A 16,860-nucleotide genomic window follows, 5' to 3' on the forward strand; every position below is an offset into this window, starting at 1 on the left:
TCGCATGCAAAAAATTGAAATTCACCACAAGTTTACGAAGGAATGAGGGATGGGAAGCATGCTGCTCAACATTTTGCCTCAGGTGTTGGTTGACGGGTTGACACTGGGATTCATGTACGCCGTCGTCGCTCTCGGCTACACCATGGTTTACGGTATTCTGGAATTTATCAACTTTGCCCACGGGGAAATTTTCATGGTGGGTGCCTTCGTAGGGACAGAGGTTTTGTTGATCTCCGACTCCTTGGGCGCTCTTGAAGGAATGAACCCGTACGTGGCTTTCTTCCTGACGCTCGTCATCGCGATGGCGCTGACAGGGGGACTCGGTGTGCTCATAGAACGGGTCGCTTACAGGCCGCTTCGGGGTGCGCCGCGTCTGGTTCCTCTGATTTCGGCGATTGGCGTTTCCTTTTTGCTGCAAGACCTGGTTCGCTTTACCGAGGCGATTGCCCGCAACGAATTTTATCTGAATACTCCCGCACTTTTCTCGGGCAGCATTTCTCTCGGGATCGCTTCGATTCCGACAAAAGGCTTTATCGTTATCGTTCTTGCCATTGTCATGATGATTGCTTTGACGCTGTTCATCAACAAGACGAAGTGGGGCATCGCAATGCGGGCGGTCGCGCAGGATCAGTCGACGGCATCGCTGATGACAATCAACGTGGACAAGGTCATCATGCTTACCTTCCTGATCGGTTCGAGCCTTGGCGGAGCAACGGGTGTTCTGTTTTCGCAAAACTACGGTACGATTGACCCATACATCGGCTTTATCCTCGGCCTGAAAGCCTTTACCGCTGCGGTTCTCGGGGGTATCGGAAACCTCCGCGGAGCGATGGTGGGCGGCGTGCTGCTGGGCCTTCTGGAATCACTGTCCGGCGCGTATATGGGACCGTTGACCAACGGAGCCTTCGGTGCCGAATACAAGGATGTATTTGCGTTCAGTATTTTAATTCTCGTGCTTCTGTTCAAGCCGGAAGGTCTGTTTGGCGAAGCAGTGAAAGAGAAAGTGTAGGTGAGAATCATGGCAAACATCGGATGGAAGTCGATGAAAGGAATCCCGCTGGTCGTTACACTGATCTGGATCGCTGTCTCTGCAGCAGCCCTGCACTTCATGGAAAAGTCCGTCATCGCGTTTCTGGGAATTTTGTTCTCGATTATTCTGATCTACTATACAAACACGGACAAGCGGGTTCGCCTGATCCTGGGTGCCGCCGTTTTGCTTCTGATCATTCCGCTGGTGGCGGGGGACAACCGCTACTATATGGAAGTGGCTTCGCAGGTGGGCATCTATGTGGCGATGGCGCTCGGCCTCAACATCGTAGTCGGTTTTGCCGGTCTGCTTGACCTGGGGTATGTCGCCTTTTTTGCAGCGGGTGCTTACGCGTATGCAATTTTCTCCACCTCTCAGGCAAACGAGTTTATTCCTGGCGGATTGTTTCCGTTGTCAGGAGACTGGTTCTGGCCATTTCTCATCGTCGGCCTGATCGTGGCGGCTATATTCGGGATTTTGCTCGGTTTGCCGGTACTGCGGGTAAAAGGCGATTACCTCGCCATCGTTACACTGGGCTTTGGTGAAATTATTCGGATTATTTTTAACAACCTGGATAAGCCGATCAATATTACGAACGGTCCCCAAGGGATTACGCCGATTCCGTCTCCGGAGCTGTTCGGGGTCAAGATGGGGACGCCGTTTTACTTCTACTTTATCGTCCTGTTCGTGATCATTTTCATCGTTATCGCCAACATCCGCTTTGAGCACTCCCGTCTGGGCCGCGCGTGGGTGGCGGTGCGGGAGGACGAGCTGGCCGCGCAGTCGATGGGTATTTCCCTGTTGAACACCAAGCTGGCTGCGTTTGCGACAGGCGCCTCTTTTGCCGGTGTCGTGGGAGTCATCTTTGCTGCCAAACAGACGTTTATCGATCCGACGTCCTTTACCCTGATGGAGTCGATCGGGATTCTCGTGATGGTCATTCTCGGGGGCAGCGGCAGCATCCCTGGGGTTATTCTCGGGGCCGCCTTTGTCACAGTGCTTCAGGTACAGCTCTTGAAAGAGTTCTCCAACTTCCTGCATTCGCTGCAGCAATCGGGAGTCATCAATCTGCCCAACCAGCTTGACCCGTCCAAATTCCAGCGTTTGATTTTCGGGATTATGCTGATCCTGGTGGCGCTTTACAGGCCAAACGGGTTGATCCCGGCCAGGCGCAAGAAGAACGATCTGGAGGCCATCAAAGGAAGCAAATACGCTGGAGGCAAGCTTGGCATCTTGAGCAAGCTTACCCAGGGGAAACAGTCGTAGCGAAGAAGGAGGGAGCACGATGGCATTATTGGAAGCCAATGGGTTGACCAAGCGTTTCGGCGGTCTGGTTGCCAATCAGGATGTGACCGTAAAAATCGAACAAGGAACGATTACCGCCGTCATTGGCCCTAACGGTGCGGGCAAGACGACCTTCTTCAATATGGTGACGGGTTTTTACGAGCCGGACGAGGGAGATGTTTTGCTGAACGGAAAAAGCATCAAGGGGCTGCGCCCCGATCAAATCGCGGAGCGCGGGATTACGCGGACCTTTCAAAATATTCGCCTGTTCAAGGAGATGACAGCCCTGGAGAACGTCATGGTGGGCACGCACAGCCGCCTGTCGGCAGGGATCCTGGGCATTATGTTCAATACAAAACGCGTTCGCGAGGAAGAAGAGCGGGCCAAGGTTGAAGCCTACCAGCTGATGGAATACGTCGGCATTGCCCATGTGGCGAACGAAGCGGCAGGCAGCCTGCCGTACGGACTGCAGCGCCGTCTGGAGATCGCCCGGGCGCTTGCGACCAATCCGCAAATCATTTTGCTCGACGAGCCGGCAGCCGGGATGAACCCGCGCGAGACGGTAGAAATGACTGAATTTATCCGCAAGCTGAAGCATGAGCTGGGCCTGACGATTATTTTGATCGAGCACGATATGAAGCTCGTCATGGGATTGAGCGAGTATATTCACGTCCTGGACTACGGACGCAAGATTGCCGAGGGTACGCCGGAACAGATTCGAAACAATCCGAACGTCATCGAGGCTTACCTGGGCAAAAGCGCGACGGAAGTGTCGTAAGAGGGGGAGGAGAAACAATGCCGTTGCTTGAATTGCAAAACGTTCACACCTATTACGGCGGTATCCACGCGTTGAAAGGATTAAGTATTGAAGTAAACGAGGGGGAGGTCGTGACGCTGATCGGCTCCAATGGCGCCGGGAAGTCGACCACCCTGAAAACGATCTGCGGACAGACCCGTGCCCGGGAAGGCCGGATCGTGTTTGACGGCAAGGACATTACGCAGATGAGGACGCACGATGTCGCAGCGATGGGGATCGCCCATGTGCCGGAGGGACGGCGGATTTTTCCCAAGCTGACGGTTCGGGAAAACCTGGAGATGGGTGCATTTTCCGTAAAGGACAAACAGATCATTGAAGAAGGCATCGAGCGTGCATTTCGCTATTTTCCCCGTTTGAAGGAACGGATCGATCAAAAGGGCGGAACGATGTCCGGCGGTGAGCAGCAGATGCTCGCGATTGCTCGCGGTCTGATGATGAAGCCGAAAATCCTGATGCTGGATGAACCGTCTATGGGTCTTGCCCCGATTCTGGTGGAACAAATTTTTGACATCGTGACAGAGCTGAACCGCGAAGGCATGACGATCCTGTTGGTTGAGCAAAACGCCAACCAGGCCCTTTCTGTAGCGAATCGCGGCTACGTCATTCAGACAGGCGAAATCATTCTGCAGGATGAAGCGCAAAATCTGCTGACCAATCCTCAGGTGCGGGAAGCGTATCTTGCTTGATGGAAACGAAGAAAACCCGATGGAGTGTATGGACTTCCGTCGGGTCTTGTTTTTTCTAAAGGGAGTCGCTTCCGACATACTGACCGACGGCTTTTGGAGGAAAACGAATGTGCAACAAGAATGCGCTCTCCCCATATCTTTATGTTTTTGCTACTATCATCATAAGAAGTAGCTGACCTTCTACGAATGGTCAGATTCCAAAATAGAAAGCGGGTCAGCCTGGAGGTTATTGATGGAGATTCACCCGAATTGGACGAAGGCCGGATCAGGAAAGCTCTACCTGCAGCTCTACGCATACTTTCGCGAGGAAATCCAGACTAGACGGATATTGCCGGGAACCCGGCTGCCCTCGGTTCGATCGATCAGCCGCAATCTTCAACTGAGCAAAACAACGGTAGAAACGGCCTACCATCAGTTGCTGGCGGAAGGATACATCGAGAGCAGGGAAAGAAGCGGTTTTTACGTGGTGGAGTGGGAAGAGGACGAGGTAGCCGTTCCACCCGGGAAGCACGGAGGAAAAGCGGCCGCGAACGGCGCTATGAACGAGATTGGGAATACGGCCGGACATGCAGCCGAAGCGGAGCCAGCAGGAGTCGGATATAGAGTTGGGGCTGAGGATACAGCCGGAGCCGGATATACGGCTGGAGTCGGGCATACAGCCGGGGCCAAGCATGCGGCTGCACATACGTTACCTGGTACAGGCACGACTCCACTTCCCGAAAAAGCGATCGCCAAAAGTGATACGGCCGGTCTGCCAGCGGGGAAGAACCCGAATATTCTCTACGACTTTCATCAGGCCCGGGTCGATGCCGAGCATTTTCCGTACGGATTGTGGCGCAAGTACAGCAATCAGTGCATGCGGCCGGAAAACAGGAATATTCTCAATTACGGGAACCGCCAAGGGGAGCGCGCCTTGCGGGAGGAGATTGCCCGTTATTTGCAGCGGGCCCGCGGGGTTGCTTGCACGCCAGATCAGATTGTCATCGGGGCAGGAACGCAGGTGCTGGTCCAGGTGCTTTGCTTTTTGCTCACCCTGGAGGAACGCGTGGTCGCAATGGAGGAGCCGGGATACGACGGGGTGCGGACTGTTTTCCAGCATCTCGGATATAAAATAGCCCCGATTCCATTGGACGAAGACGGCATCGATGTAGAGGTGCTGGAGGCAAGCGGAGCGACGCTGATTTACATCACGCCCTCCCATCAGGAGCCTACCGGAGCCGTTATGCCTTACGCAAGGCGAATCAGACTGCTGCAGTGGGCGGCCAGATCGGGCGCGTACATCATTGAGGACGATTACGACGGAGAATTTCGCTATCAGACGAAACCGATTCCCTCGCTTCAGGGACTGGACACGCATGAACGAGTCATTTATCTCGGCACGTTTTCCAAATCACTGTTGCCGTCGATTCGCATGAGCTATATGGTTTTGCCCCCGGCGCTGCTGCAGATCTACGGAAGTCAGCTGTATGAATACGATCAAACCGCATCCCGCATCCATCAGGAGACGCTGGCTCTCTTCATGAAAAGCGGGGAATGGGAGCGGCATATACGCAAAATGCGGACTTTATACAGCAAAAAACATGAGGCCATGCTCAAAAGCTTGCATACGTATTTCGGGGAGCGGATTCATGTGACCGGACAGAATGCCGGATTATCCGTGACGGTGGAAGCAGTATCAGACCTCTCGGCAGAGGAGCTGGCGCAGCACGCGTTATCAGTGGGAATCCGCGTCTATCCTACGACCCGAAAATGGCTGCATCAGCCAAAGGACAGCTTGCCTGCCTTTCAATTTGGCTTTGGCGGCATGTCCGCCGAAGCTATCGAGCAGGGGATATGCCTGCTTGAAGAAGTGTGGAAGCCGTATTTGACCAGCCATGAAAGAGATTGACGCACTTACGCTGATTGAGTCTGCCCGGTATCCCGGACGAAGGTGACAAATGAGCTACTCGTACTCATGGACGATTCCGTACTTGTGGACGATTCGGTACGAAGCCGAGATCCATCCGACCCGAACCCGATCGGCATACACAAGCAGAAGCGCCTTTGCACAGTAATTGACAGAATGTACAGACAATAATAGAGTGGGTGTGTCAGGAGGGTGGACTGCTTGCATTCATCGAAAAATTTGTTCGTACAAGGGATGAAACAAATCCTGCCCGTTGCGTCTGCCGGCATCATTGACGGGTTGGTATTCGGGATCTTGGCCAGACAAGCAGGGCTCGGAATTACGGAGGCCATGCTTTTGTCGTTGCTTGTAAATGCGGGCTCGTCCCAGTTTGCGGCAGTAGGCCTGATCTCGCAGGGAATTGTAGGGTGGCCGATTTTGGTCTCAACCGCGCTACTAAATGCAAGGCATCTGTTATACGGTTTGTCTCTCGGTCCCTATTTTCGCGAAACCCCTCCGTGGAAGCTTTCCTTGATGGCAGGTTCATTAAATGACGAGACCTATGCCTTGAAAATTACGTACCTGACAGCGGGAAACAAGCCGAGCCTTCCGTACTTCGCCGGAGCGAGCATCGCGGATTACGTCATCTGGAATGCCAGTACCCTTGCTGGTGCCTGGTTCGGGACAGTATTTACAGAGACCGAGGCGTTTGGTCTCGATTTTGCCTTTATCGCGACGTTTTTAGGGTTTCTTGCCGTAAACCTGATCTCATCCTTTCACGTGAAGGTAGCCGTATCCGCTTCATTGGTTGCTTGTCTGGCCTACTGGCTGGGAGGAGGGGTGGCCGCGGTGATCGGGGGTACGCTGACGGCTGTAGCTATAGGGGCGGTGAAGCGGGATGGATAATGTCGTTCTTTACATTTTGCTGATGGCTCTCGTTACGTATTTGACGCGTTTCCCGATGCTGCTGATCAGTACCCGCTGGTCTGTGCCCGATTGGTTGAAAAGAGGGCTCGCGATGGTGCCGGTCGGGGTGTTCAGCTCGCTGACGGTACCGCCGATCCTGTTTCATCTGAGAGACGGGCAGTGGAGTCCCGAGTATCTGGCAGCCGGAGTCATTGCCTTGGCGGTGGGATTGTGGAGGAAACACATCGTCTGGGCGCTGCTCGCGGGAGTAGCGGTGCTGATTGGCTGGCGGCTTTTTTTGGGATTGTAGAGGGAAAGTAGCATAAGCAGGTGTTGCAGAGGAAAAACCTTTGCGATTCCTGCTTTTTTCGTTGCCTTTTGCAAAAGGGGATCGTTTCCAGCCTGAATGTTGAGAATAATGATTGAAATCGGCAAAGTCATTCAATATAATAAATTTATAAAAAGGTACAATGGTTCGATTATCGGTACAATGTGCGAAGGGGGTATGAAGTCGTTGTCTCTGAAAACGTTGGAAAAATCTTTGGAACTGCTCAGATGCTTTTCTGAGGAAAAACCAGCCTGGGGAGTCAGGGAAATCGCAAAAGAGCTCGACATGAGCCATACGATTGTCCACCGCATTTTGGCGACCTTTGAACAGTTTGGCTACCTGAGGCAAAATCCGGAGAACAAGAAGTACGAGCTGGGACTGGAGTTTTTGCAGATCGCCCAGAAAGTCAAGGCACGCATTCAGCCCGGGGATGTTTTGGTTCCGGTTATGAAAGGGCTTTCAGAACAGACGGGGGATTCCGTCTTCCTGAGCTGGCTGGATGGCCTCGAAGGGGTCTATGTAGAAATCGTGGAAAGCTCTCATGTTTTGAAGTATTCCGTAACCGTGGGCAGAAGATTTCCGCTGTACGCCGGTTCGATTGGCCGGGTTATGATGGCGCATCTCCCCGAAGACAAGCAGGAAGAGATTATCTCCAGAGGATTAAATCCGCTTACATCCAGGACGATCGTAAATCCCGAAGTCTTGCGGCAACAGTTGCAGATGATTCGCAAAAACGGCTGGGCCTATTCGGCAGGGGAGTACAACGAAGGGGTTGCGGGGCTGCATATGCCTCTGTTTGACAAAAATGGCAAAATCCTCGGCTCCCTGGGAATCGCCGGCCCGGATCACCGGCTGGCTGAAGAAAAAGTGCCCGAGTTATTGGACCATCTGATGAAAGCACGAGACGAGATTCAACAACTGCTGAATGATTACTCTTTCCGTTACTTGTAAGCAGCTGCATCAACCCAGATAAAAATGGTTCCGTACAACACTTAATCAATTTTGGGGGTAAAAAATATGGAAAAGCAGCCGGAAAACAAAAAGCATCCAAGAGCTCTGGAACCGTTTACGCTTCTCCTTACCATCGGTTTGTCCGTAATCGGGGCCATTATCGGCATGCAGCTGATCGTGACACTCGGCATATCAGCGAACACGGCCATTATCGGGGCACTGATCGCCATGGTTATCTCTCGCATCCCGGTAACTCTCTTTCGCAAATACCGCTCTGTCCATCGACAAAACCTGATCCAGACGGCGATCTCCTCGGCGACTTTCGGGGCCGGGAACAGCCTGATGATTCCGATCGGCATCCCGTTTATGATGGGCCATCACGAGCTGATCATCCCGATGCTGATCGGCGCGGTCCTGGCGATGTTTGTAGACGCCGCCATTTTGTATCGCCTCTTTGACTCCAAAGTATTTCCCGCCAGCGGAGCATGGCCTCCGGGCATTGCCACGGCTGAATCGATCAAAGCAGGCGATCAGGGAGGCAAGCGCGCTGGCTGGCTCGGGCTGGGCGCCCTCGGGGGAATCGCCGGTTCGGCAATGGGCATCCCGATGTCAGCGTTTGGCGTAGCCTTCATCGGAAACATCTGGGCTCTGCTCATGTTTGGGGTCGGTCTTCTGCTTCGCGGCTACTCCGTTCCGCTGTTCGGCGTAGACGTAAACAAACTCTACATTCCCCACGGCTTTATGATTGGTGCCGGTGTTGTTGCACTGATTCAAGTAACGACGATCATTTTAAAGAAAAAGAAAACAGACGCAGCTTCTGCAGTGGAAAAAGAAGAGCCGTATACGCGTACAGAGAAAGATACCTCGCGAGCGCTCGGATTTGGATTTATCGCTTATCTGGTGATCGCCCTCATCATCGCGATCATCGGCGGCGTGATTACAAAAATGTCCTTTGGCATGCTTCTTTTGTTTCTCTTGTTTGCTGCCTTTGCCGCATTTGTCCATGAAGTCATCGTCGGCATTGCCGCCATGCACTCCGGCTGGTTTCCGGCTTTCGCAGTCGCGCTGATCACCTTGATCATCGGGATTTTGATCGGCTTCCCGCCGCTTGCTTTGGGCCTTCTGGTCGGCTTTAGCGCCGCTACGGGTCCGGCATTTGCCGACATGGGCTACGACCTGAAGACAGGCTACATTCTTCGCGGCAACGGAGAGGATATGGCGTATGAGCTGGATGGACGCAAACAGCAATTTATCGCCGGGATGATCGCATTTGGCGTAGCGGCGATCGCTGTACTGATCGCATACAAAGGCTACTTTGCCCAAAACCTTGTGCCGCCGGTCGACAAGGTATATGCGGCGACGATTGAGGCAGGCGTCTCCGGCGACATTGCCCGTCAATTGTTCCTGTGGGCGATTCCTGGCGCGATCCTGCAAATCGTCGGCGGTTCCAAGCGTCAGATGGGCGTCCTGTTCGCGACCGGATTGCTGCTGCTCAACGTGCCGGCAGGCTGGGCCGTGCTGGCGGGCATCGTCATCCGCGCTGTCGTGCTGAAGGTGAGAGGCAAGCAGGCTGAGACGACCATGAGCATTCTCGCGGCAGGGTTTATCGCCGGAGATGCGCTGTACAGCTTCTTTAGCTCCGTATTTAAACTGAAAAAACTGTAGGCGGGGGCGGCAAGTCCCTGCAACAACGAACAGGAGGATGAGGAAAGATGTTCGATAAAAGACAGCAAGCTCTGGCAGGAAAGATTCGGGAAGCAGGGGTGGACGCAGCCGTACTGGTTCCCGGTCCCAACCTCTACTACTTTACCGGCCTGCAGCTGAAGCAGAGCGAGCGGCTTACACTCGCCATTGTGACGGCGGAGGGAAAATGGCTGTTCGTGACTCCGCAGGTGGAGCTGAGCAAGGTCCAGTCCACGGTAAAAGGAGATATTTTCTGGTACACCGATGAACAAGGCTCCGCCAAGGCGCTGCAGGAGCTGGTCGATGCCAAGGGCAAGCTGGGCAAGGTCGGCGTCGAGTTCGGTACGATGCGGGTTGCCGAGCTGAAAGCGGTAGAGCAACTGGGCAGCACGGACACTCAGGATGTCAGCAAGCTGTTCGATTCCTTCCGCATGTGCAAGGACGAAGCGGAAATCGAGTATTTGCGAAAAGCGGTAGCAATCGTGGAAGAAAGTCTGGAAGCGACACTGCCGTACATCAAGCCTGGGGCAATCGAGCTGGAGATCGCTGCGCGGCTGGAATACGAAATGCGCAAACGCGGCTCCGAGGGCACGCCGTTCGGAACCATCGTCGCCTCCGGCTATCGCGGAGCACTGCCGCACGGACGCGCCGCCTCCAAGAAGATCGAAGCCGGCGAGCTGGTCGTTCTTGATTTCGGCGCCATCTACGGAGGATATGTGGCGGACATTACACGCACGGTCGCCGTAGGAGAGATCTCGGACGAACTGAAGCTGATCTACGAGACGGTCCGGGAAGCACAGCAGGCTGCCATTGACATTATCAAGCCGGGCATTACCGCTCACGAGGTAGACGACAAGGCGCGGAGCATTATCAAGAGCAAGGGCTTCGGCACCTACTTTACTCATCGTACCGGCCACGGAATCGGACTGGGAGCGCATGAGGCGCCGTACATGATGCAGAACAACCAGCTCGTGCTTGAGCCGGGCATGGCGTTTACGGTCGAACCGGGAATCTATTTGCCTGACAAAGGCGGCGTACGGATCGAAGACAACATCATCGTCACCAAGGACGGTTATCTCAATCTCATGACCTCCTCCAAGGAACTGATCACACTGTAAACGCCCAATAAAGAGGGAGTGGAATCATGAATATCCAACAGATCAGACAGGATACGCCTCTGCATGAACGCTATGCATACCTGGACACTGCGGCAGCATCTGCACCTCCACGCCAAGTGATTGAGGCCATGACCGACTATTTGCGCAAAACAACAGAGCTGGGCCCCTATCTGCCCTCTTTTCGCAGGGAGACCTATGCCCGGGTGGATGCCATCCGCGAGGAGGCGGCCCGCTACATCGGAGCGGGGGCCAATGAAATCGCCTTTGTCAAAAACGGAACGGAAGCGATCAATTTCGTCGCCAGCGGCCTGACTTGGTCGGAAGGAGATGAAGTGATCATCGCCGATCTGGAATTCCACAGCAATTTTGTACCGTGGCTGCGGCTGGAGCGCGAGGGCAAGATCAAGCTGAAGGTTCTCAAGACGGACAGAAGCGGGGTTATCTCCCCAGCCGCCCTGGAAGAGCTGATCACTCCCCGGACGAAATTGATTTCTGTTTCTCACCTGCCCAATGCTTCAGGCGCCCTCCAGCCGATCAAAGCGATCTGCGAAATGGCCAAGAGGCACGGCGTGCTGACGCTCGTAAACGCCTCGCAAAGCCTGGGGATGGTCCCCATCGATGTGAAAAAGGTGAAATGCGATTTCCTCGCCGCATGTGGCCGCAAAGGACTGCGCGGCCCGGAAGGCTCAGGGATTCTCTTTATCAGAAGCGAATGGATCGAGTCCATCACGCCCGCCTTGATCGGATGGGGCGGAACGAGCTGGGATTTTGACACCAACGAGTACAGCTTCCTGCCCATCGCCAAGCGGGTCGAAGCCGGCTGCCCGATCGTTCCTTCCATTCTCGGTCTGGGAGCGGCTCTGGAATACGCTTCAGCGATCGGCGTCGAAGCGATTTACGAGCGGGTTCGCAAGCTGACGGCGTACGCGGTGGGACAAATGGAAAAGATTCCGGGCATGGTCATCTACGGACCCGAGCGGCTGGAAGACAGACTGGCGCTGATCCCGTTCAACGTAAAGGGCTTGTCGCCCGACCGGATTACACAGTATCTGGAAGAGAACGGCATCATCATCGAATCCGGCACCTTTATGGCCAACACGATGCTGCAGCAGTACGGCATCAATAAAATGGCCCGCGTATCGCTCCATTATTTCAACACCGAAGAAGAGATTGACAAAACGGTGCAGTTGATTCTGGACCTTTTGCAGAAGGAGGGGCAGCAATGAATAAATTCATCATTCAATCTGCTTTCAATGTGATGAAAAACGGGCTGAAGGTGAAGCCGGGCGAAGAGGTCGTCATTGTCGCGGATGACAAGCAAAACGAGCAGCTCGTCGACGCATTCACCACAGCGGGAGCGCTATTGGGAGCGAAAACGGGCAAGGTGATCTATCCGGTTGTCTCCACGCAAAACGAGGAACCGATGGGAATCGTAGCAGAGAGTCTGAAAAGCGCCGATGCGGCCGTGGTGCTGCCCGTTGTCTCGATTACGCACGTCGAGGCCATTCGCCAGGCGCGCAAGCAAGGGACACGCGTGCTCGTCTGCAGCGGTCTGGATGAACGGATGATGACGGGAGCCGTCAACGCCGATTACGAAAAAATGAGCGAATTGACCAGCCAATTCGTCGCTATGCTCGAATCCGCCGAGACCGTTCGCGTGACCTGCCCCAACGGGACGGACATCACCTTCCCGATCAAAGGACGCTCCACGATGGCGGTAGACGGCATCTGCGAGGAAGCAGGCCAATGGAATTTCGCCCCGGCCGGAACGACTGCGACTGCGCCGCTTGAAGGAGCCACCAACGGAACCATGGTGTTTGACGGCAGCCTGGCGCCGTTCGGCATTGTCGACAAGCCGGTCGTGCTGAAAGTGGCCGACGGCATGATCACGGAAATTGAGGGCGGCAACACAGCGGTGGAATTCGAGGCTCTCTTGCGTTCCTTCAACAACCCGAATGTTTACAACATTGCCGAGATCGGTATCGGTACCAATGACAAGGCTGTACTGAGCGGAAAGCTGATCGAGGACGAGCGGATTCTCGGGGCCTTCCATGTCGGGATTGGCAAAAGCTTGAACATCGGTGGGAATGTCGATGCGCCTTTCCATACTGACGGGATGATTCTGAAGCCAACTATGTGGATTGACAATCGGTTGGTTGTGGAGAACGGGACGATTCTGGTTTAGCGAGCCAAGCGGCAGAGACGGCTTGGGAGCTTGAGTGTTTCCCTATGATTCAGATTGTTTGGAAAGCCCTGCGTGCTAGCGGGGTTTTTCGTTTTTCAGGGAATAGGCTTCTTTCTTTCGCAGCCACTTTTTTTGGTTTTTGTGTTGTTGGACAGGCTTTAGGGGAGGAGATGAAAAAGGAGAAAACCGCTCCAGGTTCGGTGGGACACTGCGAGGGGGATTGACTGTCCGGCTCCATTCCAAAAGCAAAACCGCGTCCAAAAGCAGCCTGCTCAAGGAAGCATCTCAGAGTTGGACGCTAAAGGCGTGTTTTGCTTTTTCCATTTCGCCTGGGAGGTGTCCCAAAGACCTTCGCGGTTTTCTCCTTTTTCATCTCTACAGCTGCTGGTTTAAATCAAAAAACCGTTCGGCCCGAACGGTTTTGAGAGAGGCTGCCATGAACCTTAGCCAGCCTTGAAATATCCCACATGCTTTTTAAAGCTGGAAGAAGCAATTCCGCTCGACAGAGAAGCCTGTTTCCAGTCGAAGCGACTAGCGAAGTCCAGCCCAGCGGAGCAGTGATCCCGAGGAAACAGAATCGCAACCCATGAATCCACTGCGTAGCTGCGCGCCGTTTTGCGATTCCCTCGGGATCATTGCGGAGCGGACAGTTTCCGCATCCTTGTGGGACGTAGACCGGAGCAGAGAATGGAAACAGGCTTCTCTTCACCGCAGCAGCTTTTTTTTGGCGGTTGGACAGGCTTTGGGGGAGGAGATGAAAAAGGAGAAAACCGCTCCAGGTTCGGTGGGACACTGCGAGGGGGATTGACTGTCCGGCTCCATTCCAAAAGCAAAACCGCGTCCAAAAGCAGCCTGCTCAAGGAAGCATCTCAGAGTTGGACGCTAAAGGCGTGTTTTGCTTTTTCCATTTCGCCTGGGAGGTGTCCCAAAGACCTTCGCGGTTTTCTCCTTTTTCATCTCAATAGCTGCTGGTTTCCATCAAAAAACCGTTCGGACGTACGCCCGAACGGTTTGGGAGAGGCTGCTATGAACCTTGGACAACCTTGAAATATCCTGCATGCTTTTTAAAGCTCGATGAGTCACCACTGGTTCGCAAGAGAAGCCTGTTTCCAGTCGAAGCGACTAGCGAAGTCCAGCCCAGCGGAGCAGTGGTCCCGGGGAAACAGAATCGCAACCCATGAATCCACTGCGTAGCTGCGCGCCGTTTTGCGATTCCCTCGGGATCATTGCGGAGCGGACAGTTTCCGCATCCTTGTGGGACGTAGACCGGAGCAGAGAATGGAAACAGGCTTCTCTTCACCGCAGCAGCTTTCGGAGTGGAAGTGAGAAAAATGCCCCAGTGTTTGTTCAAATGCAGCTGCCCGGTTAATATCTTATTTCATGGGCGTAAGCAACACTCGCAAATCCTCAGCAAAAGGGATCAATTGACATGCGCCAAAACCTTTTTCCCCACGGCGAGCACCAGAATGCTGACAATCACCGCAACCGCCCCCGCATAGAAAGGCACATGCGGCGAATACCATTCGGCCAGCTTCCCTGCCAGCCACGGTGCGATCGCTCCGCCGGAAAAGCGGACGAAGCTGTACGCTGAGGAAGCGACTGCCCGTTCGACCGGGGCTACATCCATCACCGCGGTAGTCAAAACCGTATTGATGATGCCGAGTATGGCGCCGGCGATGACGATGGCGACGACCAGAGTCGTTTGCGATTCTACGCCGAATCCCATAACAGCAAGGACGATGGCCAGCAAGAACAGCATCATGTTCAGCGTCGGGATCGATCCGTATTTCCTTTGCAGCAGCGGCGCTATGATCACCGAGGTAATCGCGAGCATTACGCCCCAGAAGAAAAAGACGAAGCCGAGGCTGTGTTCATCCATGTGCAGAACAAAGGGAGAGAAGGCCAGCAGCGTAAAAAATCCGTAATTGTACAAAAGGGCAGTGGCGGCCAGGGTAAACAGTCCCCGGTGGGTCAGGGCCCGCAACGGATCGGAAATCGAGCTGCGCCGTTTTGGAGCGGGCACTTCGTTCAACAGGACAAAAACTGCGAGAAAAGCGATGGCCATCAGTACGGAAACGCCAAAGAACGGTCCCCGCCAGCTAATGCCGCCAAGCAATCCTCCCAGCAGCGGCCCGACGGACATGCCCAGTCCGATCGCCGCTTCGTACAGAACGATCGCTCCGGCCGTACCGCCGCTGGCTACACTGACGATCACGGCAAGTGCGGTGGAAATGAAAAAGGCATTTCCCAATCCCCAACCGGCGCGGTACCAAACGATCTCCGTAACGGAATTCGACATTCCGCCCATAAAGGCAAAGACGATAATCGCCAAAAGACCGAACAACAGCGTAGGCTTTGGACCGATCCGGCTGGATACCCACCCGGTTACGAGCATCGTAATCCCGGTCATCACCATGTAGCTGGTAAACAGCAGGGATACCTGGCTGGGGGTGGCGTTCAGCTTTTCGGCAATCGCCGGCAGGATCGGGTCGACCAGACCGATGCCCATAAAGGCGACGATACAAGCAAAAGCGACAGCCCAGGCCGATTTGGGCTGTTTAAACAAGGTTTGGAAAGAAGCTCCATGACTGCTCACTGATGTTCACTCCTTGATCTCTTTTTCCAATTCCCGCTTCTTATTCGTAATGCGAGTCAGCTTTTCATCGTATCCCTGCAGCATCTCCGTCAGCTTGTTCAGCTTTTCCTGCAGAACGTCCCGCTGTGCTCTCAGCGTTACCTCCAGCTCTGTCAGCAAGCGCAGCTTTTCGCCCACATGCTGGTCATTCGCATGCTTATCGGAAAAGTAGTCCTGCTTCAAAAGCTCGTAGCGTTTGCCAAGATCCATGATTTCCTTGATTTCCTGCAGGGAAGCGCCGAGGAGATCACGGGTGTTTTTGACGTGCAGAATATGGGTGACGTCTTCGTCCGTGTACAGGCGGTACCCGCTTTCCGTTCGGCCGGACGGACTGACCAGGCCCAATTCTTCATAGTAGCGGAGGGCCCGTTTGGTGAGATTGGTTTTTTTGGCGACCTCCTCGATTTGATACATGAAAGGTTCCTCCAATCACAAATAAAAAATGACATCTCCTATCTTAACAGACATTAACGTTGACGTAAACGTAAAACTATGGGAAAGGTTATGAAACGTGTACTTTTCCTAGTTTTCCTAAAAAAAAGAAGACCAATCATAAGACTGGTCTTGTCAGTTGATACCTGTATCCCAACTCGGCAGACATCTCCTGTACGGTTGTAAGCAACTCATTGCGAATCACATCTTGCTGAGGAAGCACGCGATCTGAAGGTCCAATTACGCTGATCGAGGCAACCACCTCGCCAGTCGAATCGAAGATCGGCGCGGCCATGCCGGTTACTCCGACGTTTCGCCGGTTAGAGCTGAATTCATAGCCGCGCTCCCGGATGTCCTGCAAATTTTGTTTGATTTCTTCGACGGAGGTAAAAGAATGCGGCGTGTAGCCCTTGATCTCCTCCCGCAAAATTTCATCCTGAAATTCTGGCGTCCGGTATGCCAAAAGTACGCGGGAGGCGGAAGTCGAATACATGGGAAAGCGCCGGTAGGTCTCGAGCGTAAACCGGATCGGATGGGGCGAATCCGCTTTGCTCACATAGATGGCGTCTTTTCCATCCTGTATGCAAAGGACAACGAGCTCCTGGGTGCGGGCCAGCAACCGTTGAATATACGGCGTTGAAAATGCGACGATGTCATGGTTTTTGATCACTTTGTCCCCTAATTCCAGCAATGTATAGCCAAGCGTGTACTGCTTGGTTTTTTCGTTTTTCCGGATAAATCCCTCCGACTCCAATGTGGTGAGCAGCTTGTGCACAGCCCCCTTGGAAAGCTGCAGCCTTTTGCTGAGCTCTGTCACTCCCATCTCCGGGGGACCGTCCAGGAACATTTTCAATAGCTTGCAGCCATTTCGTACTGAAGACAAAACCTGATCCATAGGTCATTCCTCCGTAACAGGCATTGAT

General features: G+C 53.9%; 15 protein-coding genes. 12 read left to right on the forward strand and 3 right to left on the reverse strand.

All coding sequences use genetic code 11. From position 1 onward, the window contains the following. Positions 1-58: 58 nt before the first annotated feature. The 12 genes from NSQ24_RS04205 (at position 59) to NSQ24_RS04260 (ending at position 12,870) form a co-directional block, all read left to right on the forward strand. The gene (locus NSQ24_RS04205) at positions 59-1,009 is read left to right on the forward strand and encodes a branched-chain amino acid ABC transporter permease (protein WP_024983545.1); all 951 of its coding nucleotides are present in this window, start codon (positions 59-61) and stop codon (positions 1,007-1,009) included. 9 nt (positions 1,010-1,018) lie between these two features. Beyond that, the gene (locus tag NSQ24_RS04210; protein WP_024983546.1) at positions 1,019-2,293 is read left to right on the forward strand and encodes a branched-chain amino acid ABC transporter permease; all 1,275 of its coding nucleotides are present in this window, start codon (positions 1,019-1,021) and stop codon (positions 2,291-2,293) included. 19 nt (positions 2,294-2,312) lie between these two features. Further along, positions 2,313-3,089, forward strand: a complete 777-nt coding sequence (locus tag NSQ24_RS04215) for an ABC transporter ATP-binding protein (protein ID WP_003389436.1) — start codon at positions 2,313-2,315, stop codon at positions 3,087-3,089. A 17-nt stretch (positions 3,090-3,106) separates the two neighbouring features. Continuing rightward, positions 3,107-3,814, forward strand: coding sequence for an ABC transporter ATP-binding protein (locus NSQ24_RS04220; RefSeq protein WP_024983547.1), 708 nt, complete (start codon positions 3,107-3,109; stop codon positions 3,812-3,814). A 232-nt stretch (positions 3,815-4,046) separates the two neighbouring features. Further along, on the forward strand, positions 4,047-5,702 hold the full coding sequence (locus NSQ24_RS04225) for a PLP-dependent aminotransferase family protein (protein WP_081924287.1): 1,656 nt from the start codon (positions 4,047-4,049) through the stop codon (positions 5,700-5,702). 219 nt (positions 5,703-5,921) lie between these two features. Beyond that, complete coding sequence (locus NSQ24_RS04230; RefSeq protein ID WP_024983549.1) at positions 5,922-6,605, forward strand: AzlC family ABC transporter permease; 684 nt, start codon at positions 5,922-5,924, stop codon at positions 6,603-6,605. Further along, positions 6,598-6,915, forward strand: coding sequence for an AzlD domain-containing protein (locus NSQ24_RS04235; protein WP_003389432.1), 318 nt, complete (start codon positions 6,598-6,600; stop codon positions 6,913-6,915). Before NSQ24_RS04230 ends, NSQ24_RS04235 begins: the two co-directional genes overlap by 8 nt. A 195-nt stretch (positions 6,916-7,110) precedes the next feature. Next, positions 7,111-7,884, forward strand: a complete 774-nt coding sequence (locus NSQ24_RS04240; RefSeq protein ID WP_339167301.1) for an IclR family transcriptional regulator — start codon at positions 7,111-7,113, stop codon at positions 7,882-7,884. Positions 7,885-7,950: 66 nt separating this feature from the next. Further along, positions 7,951-9,549: an OPT/YSL family transporter gene (locus tag NSQ24_RS04245; RefSeq protein ID WP_003389429.1), complete on the forward strand. Its 1,599-nt coding sequence runs from the start codon at positions 7,951-7,953 to the stop codon at positions 9,547-9,549. A gap of 47 nt (positions 9,550-9,596) precedes the next feature. Continuing rightward, positions 9,597-10,685: a Xaa-Pro peptidase family protein gene (locus NSQ24_RS04250; RefSeq protein ID WP_003389428.1), complete on the forward strand. Its 1,089-nt coding sequence runs from the start codon at positions 9,597-9,599 to the stop codon at positions 10,683-10,685. A 26-nt stretch (positions 10,686-10,711) separates the two neighbouring features. Beyond that, entirely contained in the window at positions 10,712-11,911 is a 1,200-nt protein-coding gene (locus NSQ24_RS04255) for an aminotransferase class V-fold PLP-dependent enzyme (RefSeq protein ID WP_339167302.1), read from the forward strand. Then, positions 11,908-12,870 carry a hypothetical protein gene (locus NSQ24_RS04260; RefSeq protein WP_003389425.1) on the forward strand — a complete coding sequence of 321 codons (963 nt, stop codon included), beginning with the start codon at positions 11,908-11,910 and terminating at the stop codon, positions 12,868-12,870. Before NSQ24_RS04255 ends, NSQ24_RS04260 begins: the two co-directional genes overlap by 4 nt. Before the next feature lie 1,420 nt (positions 12,871-14,290). Here NSQ24_RS04260 and NSQ24_RS04265 read toward each other — a convergent pair. The 3 genes from NSQ24_RS04265 to NSQ24_RS04275 form a co-directional block, all read right to left on the reverse strand. Next, on the reverse strand, positions 14,291-15,466 hold the full coding sequence (locus NSQ24_RS04265; RefSeq protein WP_003389423.1) for an MFS transporter: 1,176 nt from the start codon (positions 15,464-15,466) through the stop codon (positions 14,291-14,293). 6 nt (positions 15,467-15,472) lie between these two features. Beyond that, entirely contained in the window at positions 15,473-15,919 is a 447-nt protein-coding gene (locus NSQ24_RS04270) for a MerR family transcriptional regulator (protein WP_003389422.1), read from the reverse strand. Between the two features lie 136 nt (positions 15,920-16,055). Then, on the reverse strand, positions 16,056-16,832 hold the full coding sequence (locus NSQ24_RS04275; protein WP_003389421.1) for an IclR family transcriptional regulator: 777 nt from the start codon (positions 16,830-16,832) through the stop codon (positions 16,056-16,058). Positions 16,833-16,860 lie beyond the last annotated feature (28 nt).

This window comes from Brevibacillus sp. FSL L8-0520 (assembly GCF_037963895.1).
GTDB classification, from domain to species: Bacteria; Bacillota; Bacilli; order Brevibacillales; family Brevibacillaceae; genus Brevibacillus; species Brevibacillus borstelensis.